Origin of the sequence: Pseudomonas sp. M2(2023) (assembly GCF_030263955.1) — a bacterium.
In the GTDB taxonomy this organism is placed as follows: domain Bacteria; phylum Pseudomonadota; class Gammaproteobacteria; order Pseudomonadales; family Pseudomonadaceae; genus Aquipseudomonas; species Aquipseudomonas asiatica.
Genome location: NZ_CP127114.1, coordinates 3,573,746 through 3,588,867, shown reverse-complemented (window position 1 = coordinate 3,588,867; position 15,122 = coordinate 3,573,746). Strand labels below are relative to the sequence as shown.

Annotated in this window: 16 protein-coding genes, 1 tRNA gene and 1 pseudogene; 8 read left to right on the top strand and 10 right to left on the bottom strand. The window is 60.6% G+C overall.

Annotated features, from left to right (window positions below; all coding sequences use genetic code 11):
* Positions 1-17: 17 nt before the first annotated feature.
* Genes lolA through cysG form a run of 5 tightly spaced genes read left to right on the top strand, consistent with a single transcriptional unit; the run spans position 18 to position 5,065 of the window.
* Positions 18-653 (top strand): outer membrane lipoprotein periplasmic chaperone LolA, encoded by a 636-nt coding sequence (lolA, locus tag QN085_RS16680; protein WP_003258873.1) that lies wholly within the window; start codon positions 18-20, stop codon positions 651-653.
* A 12-nt stretch (positions 654-665) separates the two neighbouring features.
* Positions 666-1,991, top strand: coding sequence for a replication-associated recombination protein A (locus QN085_RS16675; protein WP_013973284.1), 1,326 nt, complete (start codon positions 666-668; stop codon positions 1,989-1,991).
* The gene (gene crcB, locus QN085_RS16670) at positions 1,988-2,362 is read left to right on the top strand and encodes a fluoride efflux transporter CrcB (protein WP_013973283.1); all 375 of its coding nucleotides are present in this window, start codon (positions 1,988-1,990) and stop codon (positions 2,360-2,362) included. Before QN085_RS16675 ends, crcB begins: the two co-directional genes overlap by 4 nt.
* Positions 2,363-2,392: 30 nt before the next feature.
* Positions 2,393-3,673: a serine--tRNA ligase gene (gene serS, locus QN085_RS16665; protein ID WP_003258877.1), complete on the top strand. Its 1,281-nt coding sequence runs from the start codon at positions 2,393-2,395 to the stop codon at positions 3,671-3,673.
* Entirely contained in the window at positions 3,674-5,065 is a 1,392-nt protein-coding gene (gene cysG / locus QN085_RS16660; RefSeq protein WP_041505785.1) for a siroheme synthase CysG, read from the top strand.
* A 116-nt stretch (positions 5,066-5,181) separates the two neighbouring features.
* Here cysG and QN085_RS16655 read toward each other — a convergent pair whose 3' ends face one another.
* The 8 genes from QN085_RS16655 to QN085_RS16620 form a co-directional block, all read right to left on the bottom strand.
* Positions 5,182-6,141, bottom strand: coding sequence for a glutathione S-transferase family protein (locus QN085_RS16655; protein ID WP_013973281.1), 960 nt, complete (start codon positions 6,139-6,141; stop codon positions 5,182-5,184).
* Between the two features lie 92 nt (positions 6,142-6,233).
* Positions 6,234-7,238: a glycosyl transferase family protein gene (locus QN085_RS16650; protein ID WP_023661640.1), complete on the bottom strand. Its 1,005-nt coding sequence runs from the start codon at positions 7,236-7,238 to the stop codon at positions 6,234-6,236.
* Complete coding sequence (locus QN085_RS16645) at positions 7,235-7,570, bottom strand: TusE/DsrC/DsvC family sulfur relay protein (protein ID WP_013973279.1); 336 nt, start codon at positions 7,568-7,570, stop codon at positions 7,235-7,237. The genes QN085_RS16650 and QN085_RS16645 overlap by 4 nt, the downstream gene beginning before the upstream one ends.
* Positions 7,567-7,863, bottom strand: a complete 297-nt coding sequence (gene tusB / locus QN085_RS16640; protein WP_013973278.1) for a sulfurtransferase complex subunit TusB — start codon at positions 7,861-7,863, stop codon at positions 7,567-7,569. The genes QN085_RS16645 and tusB overlap by 4 nt, the downstream gene beginning before the upstream one ends.
* A complete protein-coding gene (gene tusC, locus QN085_RS16635) occupies positions 7,863-8,222 on the bottom strand; it encodes a sulfurtransferase complex subunit TusC (RefSeq protein ID WP_024087386.1) in 360 nt (119 codons plus the stop codon). The genes tusB and tusC overlap by 1 nt, the downstream gene beginning before the upstream one ends.
* 1 nt (position 8,223) lies before the next feature.
* Complete coding sequence (tusD, locus tag QN085_RS16630) at positions 8,224-8,616, bottom strand: sulfurtransferase complex subunit TusD (RefSeq protein WP_013973276.1); 393 nt, start codon at positions 8,614-8,616, stop codon at positions 8,224-8,226.
* Positions 8,617-8,795: 179 nt separating this feature from the next.
* Positions 8,796-10,175 carry a nucleobase:cation symporter-2 family protein gene (locus QN085_RS16625; protein ID WP_023661639.1) on the bottom strand — a complete coding sequence of 460 codons (1,380 nt, stop codon included), beginning with the start codon at positions 10,173-10,175 and terminating at the stop codon, positions 8,796-8,798.
* A 287-nt stretch (positions 10,176-10,462) separates the two neighbouring features.
* Positions 10,463-11,134 carry a Bax inhibitor-1/YccA family protein gene (locus QN085_RS16620; protein WP_003251184.1) on the bottom strand — a complete coding sequence of 224 codons (672 nt, stop codon included), beginning with the start codon at positions 11,132-11,134 and terminating at the stop codon, positions 10,463-10,465.
* A gap of 134 nt (positions 11,135-11,268) precedes the next feature.
* Here QN085_RS16620 and QN085_RS16615 point away from each other — a divergent pair.
* Positions 11,269-11,356: transfer RNA gene (locus QN085_RS16615), tRNA-Ser, on the top strand.
* A gap of 251 nt (positions 11,357-11,607) precedes the next feature.
* Positions 11,608-12,636 (top strand): hypothetical protein, encoded by a 1,029-nt coding sequence (locus tag QN085_RS16610; RefSeq protein ID WP_285687408.1) that lies wholly within the window; start codon positions 11,608-11,610, stop codon positions 12,634-12,636.
* A gap of 583 nt (positions 12,637-13,219) precedes the next feature.
* Here the strand turns inward: QN085_RS16610 and QN085_RS16605 are convergent.
* The gene (locus QN085_RS16605) at positions 13,220-14,287 is read right to left on the bottom strand and encodes a tyrosine-type recombinase/integrase (protein ID WP_285687406.1); all 1,068 of its coding nucleotides are present in this window, start codon (positions 14,285-14,287) and stop codon (positions 13,220-13,222) included.
* A 3-nt stretch (positions 14,288-14,290) separates the two neighbouring features.
* Positions 14,291-14,578, bottom strand: a complete 288-nt coding sequence (locus QN085_RS16600; RefSeq protein WP_285687405.1) for a DUF4224 domain-containing protein — start codon at positions 14,576-14,578, stop codon at positions 14,291-14,293.
* 129 nt (positions 14,579-14,707) lie between these two features.
* On the opposite strand from QN085_RS16600, the pseudogene QN085_RS16595 reads away from it, so the two are divergent.
* Positions 14,708-15,028: pseudogene (locus QN085_RS16595) on the top strand (lysis system spanin subunit); the annotation flags it as partial.
* Positions 15,029-15,122: the final 94 nt, after the last annotated feature.

Here is a 15,122-nt window from a genome sequence, read left to right as displayed (position 1 = left end):
GCTCGATGAGGACTCCCATGCGCGCGATTCGCATGCTGTTGGTTTCTGCCCTGGCCGCGGCTTCTGTGTCGGCCACCGTATCGGCTTTTGCCGGTGAGCAAGACGTACAACGCCTGACCCAATTGCTGGAAAAGTCGCAGACCATCGAGGCCAACTTTTCCCAACTGACCCTGGACGCCGGCGGCACCAGCCTGCAGGAAACCTCCGGCAAGATGACCGTCAAGCGCCCGGGCCTGTTCTACTGGCACACCGATGCGCCGCAGGAGCAGGTGGTGGTATCCGACGGCAAGAACGTCACCCTGTGGGACCCGGACCTGGAGCAGGCGACCATCAAGAAGCTTGACCAGCGCCTGAACCAGACCCCGGCGCTGCTGCTGTCCGGTGACGTGTCGAAGATCAGCCAGAGCTTCGACATCAGCTCGAAGGAGCAGGGCGAAGTGATGGACTTCACCCTCAAGCCGAAGACCAAGGACACCCTGTTCGACTCGCTGCGCGTGTCGTTCCGCAAGGGCCTGATCAACGACATGCAGCTGATCGACAGCGTCGGCCAGCGCACCAACATCCTGTTCAATGGCGTGAAAGCCAACCAGGCGGTGCCGGACAGCAAGTTCAAGTTCGACATCCCCAAAGGCGCGGACGTCATCAAGGAGTAACCAGAGCTCGCCATGGACCTGTTTCGAAGCGAACCCGTCGCCCAGCCCCTGGCCGCTCGCCTGCGCCCGTCCAACCTGGACGAGTACGTCGGCCAGGAGCACCTGCTGGCGCGCGGCAAACCGCTGCGCGAAGCGCTGGAGCAGGGTGCGCTGCACTCGATGATCTTCTGGGGGCCGCCGGGGGTGGGCAAGACCACCCTCGCGCGGCTGCTGGCGCAGTTCTGCGATGCGCACTTCGAAACGGTGTCGGCGGTATTGGCCGGGGTGAAGGAGATTCGCCAGGCGGTCGAGGTGGCCAAGCAGCAGGCTGGCCAGTACGGCCGCCGAACCATCCTGTTCGTCGACGAAGTGCACCGCTTCAACAAGTCGCAGCAGGATGCCTTCCTGCCCTATGTGGAAGACGGCACCCTGCTGTTCATTGGCGCCACCACCGAAAACCCGTCGTTCGAGCTGAACAACGCACTGCTGTCGCGGGCGCGGGTGTATGTGCTCAAGAGCCTGGACGAGGCGGCGCTGCGCAAGCTGGTCAACCGCGCGTTGACGGAAGAGCGCGGCCTGGGCAAGCGCAACCTGCGGGTTGGCGATGACGCCTTCAAGATGCTGATGGCCGCCGCCGACGGCGATGGCCGGCGCATGCTCAACTTCCTGGAAAACGCCTCGGACCTGGCTGAAGACGGCAGCGAGATCGATGTCGAGATGTTGCAGAGCCTGCTCGGCGACAGCCGCCGCCGCTTCGACAAGGGTGGCGAGGCGTTCTACGACCAGATTTCCGCGCTGCACAAGTCAGTGCGTGGCTCCAACCCCGATGGCGCCCTGTACTGGTTCGCGCGCATGCTCGATGGCGGCTGCGATCCGCTGTACATTGCCCGCCGCGTGGTGCGCATGGCCAGCGAAGACATCGGCAACGCCGACCCGCGCGCGCTCAGCCTGTGCCTGGCGGCCTGGGATGTGCAAGAGCGCCTGGGCAGCCCCGAGGGCGAACTGGCGGTGGCCCAGGCCATCACCTACCTTGCCTGTGCGCCGAAGAGCAACGCGGTGTACATGGGCTTCAAGACCGCCCTGCGCGAGGCTGCCGAGCATGGCTCGCTGGAAGTGCCGTTGCACCTGCGCAACGCCCCGACCAAGCTGATGAAGCAACTGGGCTACGGCGACGAGTACCGCTATGCCCACGATGAACCCGACGCCTATGCCGCCGGCGAAGACTACTTCCCCGAGGAACTCGAGCCGCGCCAGTACTACCAGCCGGTGCCCCGTGGCCTGGAACTGAAGATTGGCGAGAAGCTGCGCCACCTTGCCGACCTTGACCGCAACAGCCCCCGCCAACGGAGAAAGCCGTGATTGCACTGATTGCCGCCGTCAGCGCTGGCGGTATTGCCGGTACCTTGTTGCGCTTTGCCACCACCAACTGGGTGTCTGCCTACTGGCCACGGCACTTCTATCTCGGTACGCTGGCGGTCAACCTGGTTGGCTGCCTGCTGATCGGCCTGCTTTATGGTCTGTTCTTGCACAAGCCGATCGTGCCGGTCGAGCTGCGCGCCGGGCTGATCGTCGGCTTCCTCGGCGGCCTGACGACTTTTTCCTCCTTTTCGCTGGATACCGTACGCCTGCTGGAAAGCGGGCAAGTGCCCCTGGCTTTGGGCTATACCGGTATCAGCGTGGTGGGCGGGCTGCTCGCGACCTGGGCCGGCCTGTCCCTGACCCGATTCTGAACCAACACCTACACATAACGAGAGAACGATATGCTCGATTCCAAACTGTTACGCGGCCAACTTCAGGAAGTGGCAGATCGCCTGGCCTCCCGTGGCTTCAGCCTGGATGTCGCGCGCATCGAATCACTGGAAGAGCGCCGCAAGGCGGTGCAGACCCGCACCGAGCAGCTGCAGGCCGAGCGTAACGCCCGTTCCAAGTCCATCGGCCAGGCCAAGGCCAAGGGCGAAGATATTGCGCCGCTGATGGCTGACGTCGAGCGCATGGCCAACGAACTGGCTGCCGGCAAGACCGAACTGGACGGCATCCAGGCCGAACTGGATGGCATCCTGCTGACCATCCCCAACCTGCCGGACGCCAGCGTACCGGTTGGTGCCAGCGAAGACGACAACGTCGAAGTGCGCCGTTGGGGTACGCCGAAGGCTTTCGACTTCGAAATCAAGGACCATGTCGCCCTCGGCGAAGTCAGCGGTGGCCTGGACTTCGAAGCTGCCGCCAAGCTGTCTGGCGCGCGTTTTGCCGTGCTGCGTGGTCCAGTTGCCCGCCTGCACCGCGCCCTGGCGCAGTTCATGATCAACCTGCACACCGGCGAGCACGGTTACGAGGAGCACTACACCCCATACCTGGTCCAGGCCCCGGCCCTGCAGGGTACCGGCCAGCTGCCGAAGTTCGAGGAAGACCTGTTCAAGATCAGCCGCGAAGGCGAGGCCGACTTCTACCTGATCCCGACTGCCGAAGTGTCGCTGACCAACCTGGTGGCCGGTGAAATCCTCGATGCCAAGCAGCTGCCACTGAAGCTGGTTGCCCACACCCCGTGCTTCCGCAGCGAAGCCGGTGCTTCCGGCCGTGACACCCGCGGCATGATCCGCCAGCACCAGTTCGACAAGGTCGAGATGGTACAGGTGGTCGAGCCGTCCAAGTCGATGGAAGCCCTGGAAGGCCTGACTGCCAACGCCGAGCGCGTGCTGCAGCTGCTGGAGCTGCCGTACCGCGTGCTGGCCCTGTGCACCGGCGACATGGGCTTTGGCGCGGTGAAGACCTACGACCTGGAAGTGTGGGTACCAAGCCAGGACAAGTACCGCGAAATCAGCTCGTGCTCCAACTGCGGCGATTTCCAGGCGCGCCGCATGCAGGCCCGCTGGCGCAACCCGGAAACCGGCAAGCCAGAGCTGGTGCATACCCTCAACGGCTCCGGCCTGGCCGTAGGCCGTACCTTGGTTGCCGTACTGGAAAACTACCAGCAGGCCGACGGTTCCATCCGTGTGCCGGAAGTGCTGAAGCCTTACATGGGCGGCGTGGAGGTCATCCGCTAAATGGATTACCTGCCGCTGTTCCACAAGCTGCAGGGCGGCCGCGTGCTGGTCGTTGGCGGCGGTGAGATCGCCTTGCGCAAAGCGCGCCTGCTGGCCGACGCCGGCGCCGCGCTGCGCGTGGTTGCACCGGATGTCGACGGCCAGTTGGCCGCGCTGGCCCGGGAAGGTGGCGGCGAGGTGCTGGTGCGCGGCTATCAGGCAGCCGACCTGGTCGGTTGCCGGCTGGTGATTGCGGCCACCGACGACCCTGGGCTCAATGCCCAGGTGTCGGCGGATGCGCAGGCCCTCAGCCTGCCGGTCAACGTGGTGGATGCGCCGGCCCTGTGCACGGTGATCTTCCCGGCGATCGTCGACCGTTCGCCGTTGGTGGTTGCGGTGTCCAGTGGCGGTGATGCTCCGGTGCTGGCGCGTTTGATTCGCGCCAAGCTGGAGGCCTGGATCCCGTCCGCCTACGGCGAACTGGCCGGCCTGGCCGCACGCTTCCGCGACAAGGTCAAGGCCTTGTACCCGGACGTTAACCAGCGCCGAGGCTTCTGGGAAACCGTGTTCCAAGGGCCTATTGCCGAGCGTCAGCTGGCCGGGCAGGGCGCCGAGGCCGAGCGCCTGCTGCAGGCGATGGTCGACGGTGCACCGGTGCAGCAGGGCGGTGAGGTGTACCTGGTGGGGGCTGGCCCGGGCGATCCGGACTTGCTGACCTTCCGCGCCTTGCGCCTGATGCAGCAGGCCGACGTGGTGCTGTACGACCGCCTGGTGGCACCGGCGATCATCGAGATGTGCCGACGTGATGCCGAGCGTATCTACGTGGGCAAGCGTCGCGCCGACCATGCCGTGCCTCAGGACCAGATCAACCGCCTGCTGGTCGACCTGGCCCGGCAGGGCAAGCGTGTGCTGCGCCTGAAGGGCGGCGACCCGTTCATCTTCGGCCGGGGCGGCGAAGAGATCGAAGAGCTGGCCGAGCACGGCATCCCGTTCCAGGTGGTGCCGGGCATTACCGCAGCCAGCGGTTGTTCCGCCTATGGCGGGATTCCGCTGACTCACCGCGACTATGCCCAATCGGTGCGTTTCGTGACCGGGCACCTGAAGGATGGCTCCAGCAATCTGCCGTGGCATGACCTGGTAGCGCCGGCGCAGACCCTGGTGTTCTACATGGGCTTGGTGGGGTTGCCGACCATCTGTGCCGAGCTGATTCGCCATGGCCGCGCGGCCAGTACCCCTGCGGCGCTGGTGCAGCAGGGGACTACGCGTAATCAGCGGGTGTTCACCGGCACCCTGGCGGACTTGCCGGACCTGGTGGCGCAGCATGAAGTGCATGCGCCGACCCTGGTGATTGTCGGGGAAGTGGTGCAGTTGCGTGACAAGCTGGCCTGGTTCGAAGGCTCGCAGAACAGCTGAAATCGTTGGGGCCGCTTTACGGCCCATCGCGACACAAGGCCGCTCTTACAGGAGACAGCGATCCCCTGTAGGAGCGGCCTTGTGTCGCGATGGGCTGCAAAGCAGCCCCTGCAATCTCAAGCCTGCCAAATCCCCTTGCCTGCCAACCGCTCCCGATCATGCGGCAGATTGAAGTCCTGCAGTGGCCCCTTGGGCACGATCCCGTTCGGGTTGATGGTCTTGTGGCTCATGTAGTAGTGCTTCTGGATATGCTCCATGTCCACTGTGCCCGCCACCCCCGGCCACTGGTACAGCTCACGCAGCCAGTTCGACAGGTTGTGATAGTCGCTCAGGCGGCGCAGGTTGCACTTGAAGTGCCCGTGGTACACCGCATCGAAGCGCACCAGGGTGGTGAACAGGCGCACATCGGCCTCGGTCAGGTATTCCCCGGCCAGGTAGCGGTTGCGGCTCAGCAAGTCTTCCAGGTAGTCCAGTTCGTTGAACACTTCGTCAAACGCAGCCTCGTAGGCTTCCTGCGTAGTGGCAAAGCCTGCGCGATAAACGCCGTTGTTCACCGCCGGGTAGATGCGCTCGTTCAGCGCCTCGATGGTCGGGCGCAGTGGCTCTGGGTACAGGTCCAGTGTATTGCCGGTCAGTTCATTGAACGCGCTGTTGAAGATGCGGATGATCTCCGACGACTCGTTGTTGACGATGCGTTTCTCTTTCTTGTCCCACAGCACCGGTACAGTCACGCGGCCAGTGTAGTGCGGGTCATCCTGGGTGTAGCGCTGGTGGAGGTACTGCAGCGCGTCGAGGTGGTCGCCGCTGGAACCTTGCTGCTGGTCGAAAGTCCAGCCATGGTCCTGCATCAGCCAGCTGACCACCGACACGTCGATCAGTGGCTCCAGGCCCTTGAGGGCACGGAAGATCAGGGTGCGGTGCGCCCATGGGCAGGCCAGCGAGACGTACAGGTGATAACGGCCAGCTTCGGGAGCGGGCAGCTGATTGCGGCGTTGGGCGTTTTCGCGTTTGAACGTGCCGTCCTTGCCGTTTTCATACCACTGGTCATGCCAGCGGCCGTCGATCAAAAGGCCCATGGTGAGCTCCTCGGAACAAAGTTGTTTGTCGTTGGAGCCCAGTCTAGGGAAAAACGTTCGAATAACTAGCGCAAAGACTGCACTCTTACTATCTAGTTATTAGATTGGTTGCGTGCGCCCCAGTAACCGCGTGCCGTGGCGAAAGCCTGCTCACGGTCTTGGCCCAGGCCGCGCAGGGCAAGGGCGATGGTCGCGACCACTGCCATTTCACCGTAGCTGTCCTCGGCCTCGCCGCGCCAGACCGCCAGCAATTGCTCCGGCTGCAGGCTTGCCGGCTTCACGTGGCGGCGTTCGCTCAGCGCTGGCCATTCCTCGTCCCAGGCTTCGCCGGCGGTGGTGCCGTATAGATGGCTGATGACATCGGGGTTGACCTCGATCTCGCCGCCATCACCCTTGATTACCACGACATGGTCGCCCAGCAGGCGGCTGGCCTCGCGGTGTACTGCCTGGTAGCCGGGGTGGAAGATGCTCTGCAGGCCACAACGCGCAGCCAGCGGGTTGAGCACCCGGGCCAGCGAATGGATGGGCGAACGCAGGCCTAGGGTGTTGCGCAGGTCGATCATGCGCTGCAACTGCGGCGCCCAGTCCTGCAGCGGGAAGAAGGCCAGGCGTTGCTGGTCCAGGGCCCGGCTGACCGCAGCCCAGTCACGGCACAACGGAATTTCCAGCAAGGACAGCAACTGCTCGGTGTACATGCGCCCGGCGGTATGTGCACCGCCACCGTGCATGACGATGCGCACGCCATTGTTGGCCAGGCATTTGGCAGCCAGCAGGTACCAGGGTAGGTGGCGCTTCTTGCCGGCGTAGGTGGGCCAGTCCAGGTCCACGGCGATGCGCGGCGACTGCAAGTGGGCGCGCAGGGCCTCGGTGAAGCCGGCCAGTTCTTCGGCGCTTTCTTCCTTGTGCCGCAGCAGCATGAGGAAGGCACCGAGCTGGGCATCTTCGACCTTGCCTTCCAGCAGCAGGGTCATGGCCGTGCGGGCTTCTTCACGGGTCAGGCCACGCGCGCCGCGCTTGCCTTTGCCAAGAATGCGCACGAACTCGGCGAACGGGTGTTCGGCAGGGGTTTCCAGGGTAAGCGGGCGAGGTTCTGTCATATGCAGTTGGTCGGCTTGGGCAGGCCCGCCAGCTTGGCGGCCAGTTTGGCGGGAGTGCCGTTGAACAGGCGGTTGAGGTGCGAGCTGTTGCCCTTGTCCGGGCCCAGTTTGAGGGCCGTGTACTTGATCAGCGGGCGCGTGGCCGGGGACAGCTGGAATTCCTGGTAGAACTGGCGCAGCAGTTCGAGGATTTCCCAGTGGTCCGCCGTCAAAGGGATGCCCTCGCGCGCGGCCAAAGCCTCGGCGGCGGCATGCGACCAGTCTTGCAGGTCGACCAGGAAGCCGTCCTTGTCCAGGGCGATCGCCTGATCGCCAACGTTGAGGGTATTCATAGCCAGCTGTTGACCTTGTCGTAATGCAGCGACAGTTCGACGAACCCGGGGTAGTCCAGGGCCTTGGCCAGCTCGTTGCCGACCGCGCGGGCCTGCACGTCTTCTTCCAGGGCGAACAGGCGCTGGGTCAGGCCGGCGGCTTGCAGCTGGCGGTGCGGTTCGCTGCCGGTGCGCAGGGCATATACAGCATCGCCGCACAGCAGCAGGGCGTCGTCGGTGCCGAGCAGGCGCAGGCAGGTGGCCAGGCGCTCGTCGCCAAACGGGGAGTGGGCAATTACATGCAGGGTCGTCATCAGAGCGTTACCACCTGGTCGAAACGGGCGATCAGTGCGGTCAGGGCCGCGTCGTCCAGCACTTGCACTGGCAGCGCCAGATTGTCGGCTTCCAGGCCGCGGCGAGTGAGGCTGTGGCTGCAGGCGAACAGGTCCTCGACGCCGAACATTGGCAGCGCCTGCAAGTTGGCGGCCAGGTTCTTCTGTTGCACGACGGTGGGCTGCTGGTCTGCGGCGAGCTGGAACACGCCGTCATCGAGGAACAGCATGCCCAGCGGCAGATCGAACGCGCCGCCAGCCAGGGCGATGTCCAGTGCTTCACGGGCCGATGGGCCGTTCCAGGGCGCCTGGCGGCTGATGATCAACAAGGATTTGGCCATTTCAGTCGCCTCCGAAGCAGACAAGGCGATCGGCAACTTGCGCCGCCTCATGAAGCTGGCCAAGCCCCGACAGCTCCCAAGGCTTGGGCAGGTTCACGGCCGGGCGCTGGTAGCGGTTGGCCTCGGCCTCGTCGAGCACGCCACGGCGCAAGGCAGCGGCGATGCACACCACTGCGTCCAGCTGGTTGGCTGCAATGAAGGCGCGCCATTGGCCGGCAACATCCAGCTCGTCCTGGGGGGCGACCACGTTGGCCGAGGCACTGTGTACCCCGTCCTGGTAGAAGAACAGCCGGGCAATCTCATGCCCGCCGGCCAGCACCGCTTCGGCGTAGCGCAGGGCACGCCGCGAGGAGGGCGCATGGGCCGGGGAGAACACCGCGATAGCGAATTTCATGGATAACTCATGCAAAAGGAATGGTGCCATGATAAAGCAAAAAAGCCCGCGCCCGCTTGTACATGGCGGGGCGGGCTTTCTGTCTTCAATCTTCAGGTCACGCGGCCTCGTGTAGGAGCGGCCTTGCGTCGCGATGGGCTGCATAGCAGCCCCATGGCCCTGACAGAAGAACTCCAGGCTCAAGCCTGTTCCTTGCTCTCCGGCAAGAACCAGTTCAACACCAGGGCACAGATACCCCCGGTAGCCACGCCCGACTCCAGCACATTGCGAATCGCCGCCGGCATGTGCGCCAGGAACTCCGGCACCTGCGCCACACCCAGGCCCAGGGCCAGCGATACAGCAATGATCAGCAGGGCACGACGGTCCAGGCGAGTGCTGGCCAGGATATTGATCCCCGAAGCCGCAACCGCCCCGAACATGACCATGGCCGCACCGCCCAGCACCGGCTCCGGCACCGCCTGGATTACCCCGGCAACGCTCGGGAACAGCCCCAGCAGCACCAGCATCACGGCAATCCACATACCGATATGGCGGCTGGCGATCCCGGTCAGCTGAATCACGCCATTGTTCTGGGCAAAGATCGAGCTCGGGAAGGTGTTGAACAAACCGGCCAGCAGCGAGTTGGCCCCGTTCACCAGCACACCGCCCTTGATCCGCTGCATCCACACCGGCCCTTCGACCGGCTGGCGCGACACCTTGCTGGTGGCGGTGACGTCACCGATGGCTTCCAGCGAAGTTACCAGGTAGATCACCAGCATCGGGATGAACAGTGCCCAGGAGAAACCCAGGCCGAAGTGCAGCGGCGTCGGCACCTGGAACAGCGCGGCTTCGTGCATGCCGGTGAAATCCAGGCGGCCCAGGTAGCCGGCCAGCGCATAGCCGACCGCCAGGGCGATAACGATGGCGCAGCTGCGCATCCACACCATCGGGATGCGGTTGAGGATGACGATGATTGCCAGCACCACGCCCGACAGCAGCAGGTTCTCGCCATTGGCGAAGGTGCCATTGGCCATGGCGCCGAAGCCACCACCCATGCTGATCAGGCCGACCTTGATCAGGGTCAGGCCGATCATCAGCACCACGATGCCGGTTACCAGCGGGGTAATCAGGCGTTTGACGAAGGGCAGGATGCGCGACACGCCCATCTCGACGAACGAGCCGGCGATTACCACGCCAAAGATGGCCGCCATCACGCCTTCTACCGGCGTACCTTGCTTGACCATCAGCGCCCCGCCGGCAATCAGCGGGCCGACGAAGTTGAAGCTGGTGCCCTGGACGATCAGCAGCCCGGCACCGAACGGCCCGAAGCGTTTGCATTGGACGAAGGTGGCGATACCCGAGATGACCAGCGACATGGAGACGATCAGGTTGGTATCACGTGCCGAAACACCCAGTGCCTGGCAAATCAGCAGGCCAGGGGTGACGATCGGCACGATGATCGCCAATAGGTGCTGCAGTGCTGCCAGCAGGCCGATCAACAGCCGTGGCTTGTCCTCCAGACCAAGCACCAGTTCATTGGCAGGCGCCGCCGCGCCTGGGCTGTGTTCGTGTGAGCTCATTGCGAGAAGCTGCCCCGGAAGAAAAAAGGAGCGCATTCTACGGGGTGATGGCGAATTGGGGTAGAGAAAAGCACGATGGCGGCATGATCGACGACCATTCGCCCGGTTATCTGACTTTATGGTCAATTATTGGTGCTTTTGGCCTGAATCCTGCGCGGACCCAGTGGGAGCGGGTTCACCCGCGAAGAAACCAACGCGGTGCCTGGCACCGGCTGCGCCGGTGTTCGCGGGTGAACCCGCTCCCACAAAAAAGCCCGCCGAAGCGGGCTTTCTCTTGCAGCAATCAATCAGTCATCACGACCCATGATGCCAAACAGCTGCAGCAGGCTGACAAACAGGTTGTAGATCGACACATACAGGCTGATGGTCGCCATGATGTAGTTACGCTCGCCACCGTGAATGATCGCGCTGGTCTGGAACAGGATGCAGACCGACGAGAACAGCACGAAGCCAGCGCTGATCGCCAGTTGCAGGCCGCTGATCTGGAAGAAGAAGCTGGCCACGACAGCACCCAGCAGGACAAAGAAGCCCGCAGTGATGAAGCCGCTGAGGAAGCTCATGTCCTTGCGGGTAATCAGCACATAAGCCGACAGGCCGCCGAACACCAGGGCAGTCATGGCAAATGCCGAGCTGACCACCTCGGCGCCACCGGCCATGCCCAGGTAGCGGTTGAGGATAGGGCCGAGGATAAAACCCATGAAGCCGGTGAGCGCGAAGGTGGATACCAGGCCCCAGGCCGAATCACGCAGTTTGTTGGTAAGGAAGAACAGCCCGTAGAAGCCGATCAGTACCACGAACACGTTCGGGTAGCCGACGCGCATCTGCTGGGCCACGAAGGCCATGACACCGCTGAAGGCGAGCGTGAGCGCCAGCAGGCTGTACGTGTTGCGCAGGACCTTGCTGATCTCCTGCTGCTCGACCTGCTGGCCGTGGTGTACGGCGTAATCCTGTTCGCGCATGGCGACACTCCTTGGTAAACCTGTGGTTTTCAAACGTTCAGATGCTAGGAGTCTATCAGAGCTCCCGCAACCCGCGACACAGAGAGTTTGACAGCTTGTTTCATTACGGTATTATGGCGGCCGCAAAACGAGCTGGAAGCGTGGCCGAGTGGTTTAAGGCAACGGTCTTGAAAACCGTCGATGGGCAACTATCCTAGAGTTCGAATCTCTACGCTTCCGCCACATTCAAAGCCCTGATTATTCAGGGCTTTTTGCGTTTTTAGAGGTGCCAGTTTTCTCTTGCCTGGCGGTTGCTCGTTTCCGCATTTTTTGAGTCATTTCCGCTTCGTCTCCGTTATGTGCCGTCTGGCCTCTCCGGCTGTGGGCGGACCAGACCAGCCTTTGAAGGCATTTTGATGTCATCATGCCTGAGGTGTATCCTCCTTGGGATAGCTGATGTAGTTATCAATTTTGCTGAGCACAGGAGCGGCGCAGTGGCGTTAGAGCAGGCACAGATCACCTTCTACAAAATTAATCAAGCCGGCTTCTATAAGCGGGGTGAAACTGGACAGTCGGAGTTCGGCAGCTCGGCCTCATTGCTCCAGGAGTTGTCAGGGTGGAGTCAAGGCAAGAGCCTTGCTGTGACTAAGACCTTCGAACCTGTTGAAGGGGCGGATTTCCTGCCGGTGTATCTGATGGACATCACTGCAGATCGACAGGATTGGCTAGTCACCATGTGGAATCAAACACCGGCGACCCAAGGGAAAGTCGCTGCTGCAATGGGTGACTCTGCAGTTGGTAACGCGCAAGTTGTCATGAATGCTATTCCTGAGGGAGGAATCCCCGGGTTCGCCACGTATTTTTGGTTTGTTCCAGAAGAAGGCGTATTCGCCAGTATTAGGTTTCAGCACCTAATCACAGGGCAAAAACCTATGCAGGAGTACATGGAGGCGTACCTTGGGCACTACTCCACATCGGTGGTGTTTACTGATCCGGATGCTGATGCGGACTTGCAAATACTTGGATACCGACGCGGAGCTAATGATCCTGTACGAAACGATGTAAGTCCGAGGTTTCGGACGCAGATATTGAAAAAGGCTGGCGAGCATAATCTGCTTCTTGATAGTGCTCACTTGATTCGTAAGGTTGTTAGGAAAACAAGCCTGCAGTTAAACCGTCCCGAAGAATTAGCTTTTTGGCAAAAAGCGTACAGGATGGCGACACTTCGCCATGCGCAGAACCTTCCTGATGAAGTAAACTTCAAATATGAAGTGAAGGCGCGTATGGATCGTGATGAGGTTCAAAATATCATCGAGACGTGGACCGAAAATCATGAGACTGAATGGGATGATTACGGGTTTGTCCTTAATGGGCAAAGCTCCCCACATTGGTTGAGCCACGCAATCGCTCGGAGTAGCTTCAGTTTTGATATTGAACGTAATAATCTAGAAGTTGTCAACCCAGTATCGCTGCTTCGAGCGCTTGGTGCCCAGCGGGTAGATATACTTAACCTTATGAGGTAACTGAAGGTGATAATTAAGGCTGTCGCTCTTGTCCTCTCCCTTGCCATAGTTGCACTTGCATTCTGGCAAGGTGGTGGAGTGCCTTTCAAAGACCAGTGGCCTTTGTTTGAGGCTCTGAGAGCTACAGCCTCCATTATCTTTGCTGTAGTCGGGGCCTGGTTGGCTATCATCTATCCGGATCGATTGAAACTCTCCTTCCGTAAAGCTGCCGCGCCAAAGCCTAGTAATGGAGGGGGGATGTCTCGACTCCTCACTCCGATTGTTCATTCAACTGCAATACTTTGTTTGGTTTTGTTGATTGGGATCATTGCTCCGTTGCTTAAGCGGTTTGATTTCCTGGTTTCGCATGTGGAAATTATGCGTTCTTTATCATATGGCTCACTAGCCATTTTGACGCTGTGGCAGTTGTGGACCGTAGTTTTGTCGCTCGTCCCTGCAGATGTTGTGATATCGAGATCAGAGCACGAACAGCGCCACGCTGATACGTTGCGAGATCTTACTAGTAATGCAAGTTTTTCTCCTAGGAAAACTGAGGGTGGAGATCAGGGTTAATACAGTTCTCGATTCTTAAACTTTCAGAAGTTTATCGCGTGGGTAATACAGTTTCGCCAATTCTACGGTATACGGTAGCGGTGATGCGTTTGTCTGTGTGGCCTAGAAGCCGGCTTGCATGGCCTAGATCGCCTATTTCGCTTGCGGCTTTCGGACGAATATCTCTGAACTGGAACTGAGTAACTAGCTTCGCTAGCTCCGGATCTTGAAGTTCCTGCGCATGCTGTATAGCGCTCTTTCGAGCATCGTCGAACCGAAGCCTAAGCATTGATGCCGTTACATGCCGGCCGTCCTCTGTGATGATCAGATAAGGGTTGCGAACTCTGAGTGCGCTTCGCTGGTTCAGAAGGCGCTCTATCAAAATGCCAAGCTGATTGAGCTCTGCGTTCGCAAAGAGTTGTATTCGAAGCTTTTTCGATGTCTTGTTCTGTGCAACCAGCAAAAAGCCCCCTACGCAATCAGCTGCTCGCATAGCGAGCACGTCGGCGGGTCGTTGGCCACTCAGATACGCCAGATCCATGGCGTCTCGCAACTCGGGTACTGCAAATTTATATACTGCATCCCAGACCTCTGGCCCGGCATAAAAATCACGTGGCCGTTCTTTGTTCTTGCGCACACCAGCTGCAGGATTCTCCCTTTCTGTTATGCCCCATTCTCGCGCCATATTATAGATGTGCGATAGAAGAGAGATCTCTCGATTGGCGCGAACTTTACCTGACCGCTTATCTCTGTACTGAGCGATGATCTGAGGAGTGATTGCGTCGATCGGTGCATCGTTGAACGCTGCGCGAAGTTGTCTCAATGAGAGCAGGTTGTCTTTTTGAGTGCGTGGCATCTTCCCGGGGATGACATCACGCTCATACCGATTAAAGACATCACCCAGCAGACGAGTAATTTTCGGTACTGACTTTCGGTCAAGCTTGGCCCATTCAATTTTCGCTACATCCAAGTCGGTACCGAGCGGGATCTCAATGCGCTTGCCATTCTCATCACGACCGTCGTAATAATATCCAACCCATTGCTTTCCACTTTTTAAGGTGCGGACCCGCCGTAACATCCGCGGAGGCAGGTCCCGATTGCTCGCTTTCTTAAAGCGCATTTATCAACTCACTCGTGTCAGGTCGAACGTCCAGGTATCGGTCACTGCGTTCATTTCAGATGCGTTCAGTCCGGCCAGCTTGAGCCGGGCATATAGACGGCCCACTACAGGGCGGCGGGCGCCATTTAAAACATGCTTCCAACCGTTGGAAGCGAGCCACTGAATTTGTCTGGAAGGAGTCAGATAGCCTGTAATCGTGGCTATCTCATCTTCCGTCAGCAGCTCCCCGGGGAATGAAACGAGGGAGGCTGAATGGTCACTGGGAATCACTGCTGGGCTGTTTACCTTCATCACATCACCTCACCAATACCCTGACTCCAACCCATGGAATTCCGGTGCAGCCGAGCCCGGCAAATACCGCACGGCGCGGACGCCTTATGCCCGTGAACCCATGCGCTGCCTCTCACCAGCGCACCCCTGCAGGGCAAAACACATTGGAAGGAGATGAACGATGCAAAACAAATTCAAGCTCGCCTTCGTGACAGGCTGGCTACTGCTGACTTGCGGCTGTCAGTCCTTGTCGACGCCAGAGCCTTTGCCGCCCCGGGTGGTGACGGTGGGATGCGGGAAGCTGCCGGCACCGGAGGCTTGGTACATGGCGCCGCACGCGCCCAACTTGACCCAGCGCATGGTCAACGAATTATCGGCATCACCGATGACGGTGATCGAGGATTGATCGCACTGAAGGCCTGCCAGGCTTACGTCCGCGAAGTCACCAATGAAAAGACGCGAGGCGGGTAAATGTGCTACATCCAGCCCGGCCCGCTGAACCCGCAGTCCTATATCCAGTCCAGTCACAGTTTGCGCCACCTAATCACGCCCCTGTTCTCATCAT

Coding starts and splice junctions, on each gene's coding strand:
- lolA (WP_003258873.1), top strand. CDS start 18: ATGCGCGCGATTCGCATGCTGTTGGTTTCTGCCCTGGCCGCGGCTTCT.
- QN085_RS16675 (WP_013973284.1), top strand. CDS start 666: ATGGACCTGTTTCGAAGCGAACCCGTCGCCCAGCCCCTGGCCGCTCGC.
- serS (WP_003258877.1), top strand. CDS start 2,393: ATGCTCGATTCCAAACTGTTACGCGGCCAACTTCAGGAAGTGGCAGAT.
- cysG (WP_041505785.1), top strand. CDS start 3,674: ATGGATTACCTGCCGCTGTTCCACAAGCTGCAGGGCGGCCGCGTGCTG.
- QN085_RS16655 (WP_013973281.1), bottom strand. CDS start 6,141: ATGGGCCTTTTGATCGACGGCCGCTGGCATGACCAGTGGTATGAAAAC.
- QN085_RS16650 (WP_023661640.1), bottom strand. CDS start 7,238: ATGACAGAACCTCGCCCGCTTACCCTGGAAACCCCTGCCGAACACCCG.
- QN085_RS16645 (WP_013973279.1), bottom strand. CDS start 7,570: ATGAATACCCTCAACGTTGGCGATCAGGCGATCGCCCTGGACAAGGAC.
- tusB (WP_013973278.1), bottom strand. CDS start 7,863: ATGACGACCCTGCATGTAATTGCCCACTCCCCGTTTGGCGACGAGCGC.
- tusC (WP_024087386.1), bottom strand. CDS start 8,222: ATGGCCAAATCCTTGTTGATCATCAGCCGCCAGGCGCCCTGGAACGGC.
- tusD (WP_013973276.1), bottom strand. CDS start 8,616: ATGAAATTCGCTATCGCGGTGTTCTCCCCGGCCCATGCGCCCTCCTCG.
- QN085_RS16625 (WP_023661639.1), bottom strand. CDS start 10,175: ATGAGCTCACACGAACACAGCCCAGGCGCGGCGGCGCCTGCCAATGAA.
- QN085_RS16620 (WP_003251184.1), bottom strand. CDS start 11,134: ATGCGCGAACAGGATTACGCCGTACACCACGGCCAGCAGGTCGAGCAG.
- QN085_RS16605 (WP_285687406.1), bottom strand. CDS start 14,287: ATGCGCTTTAAGAAAGCGAGCAATCGGGACCTGCCTCCGCGGATGTTA.
- QN085_RS16600 (WP_285687405.1), bottom strand. CDS start 14,578: ATGAAGGTAAACAGCCCAGCAGTGATTCCCAGTGACCATTCAGCCTCC.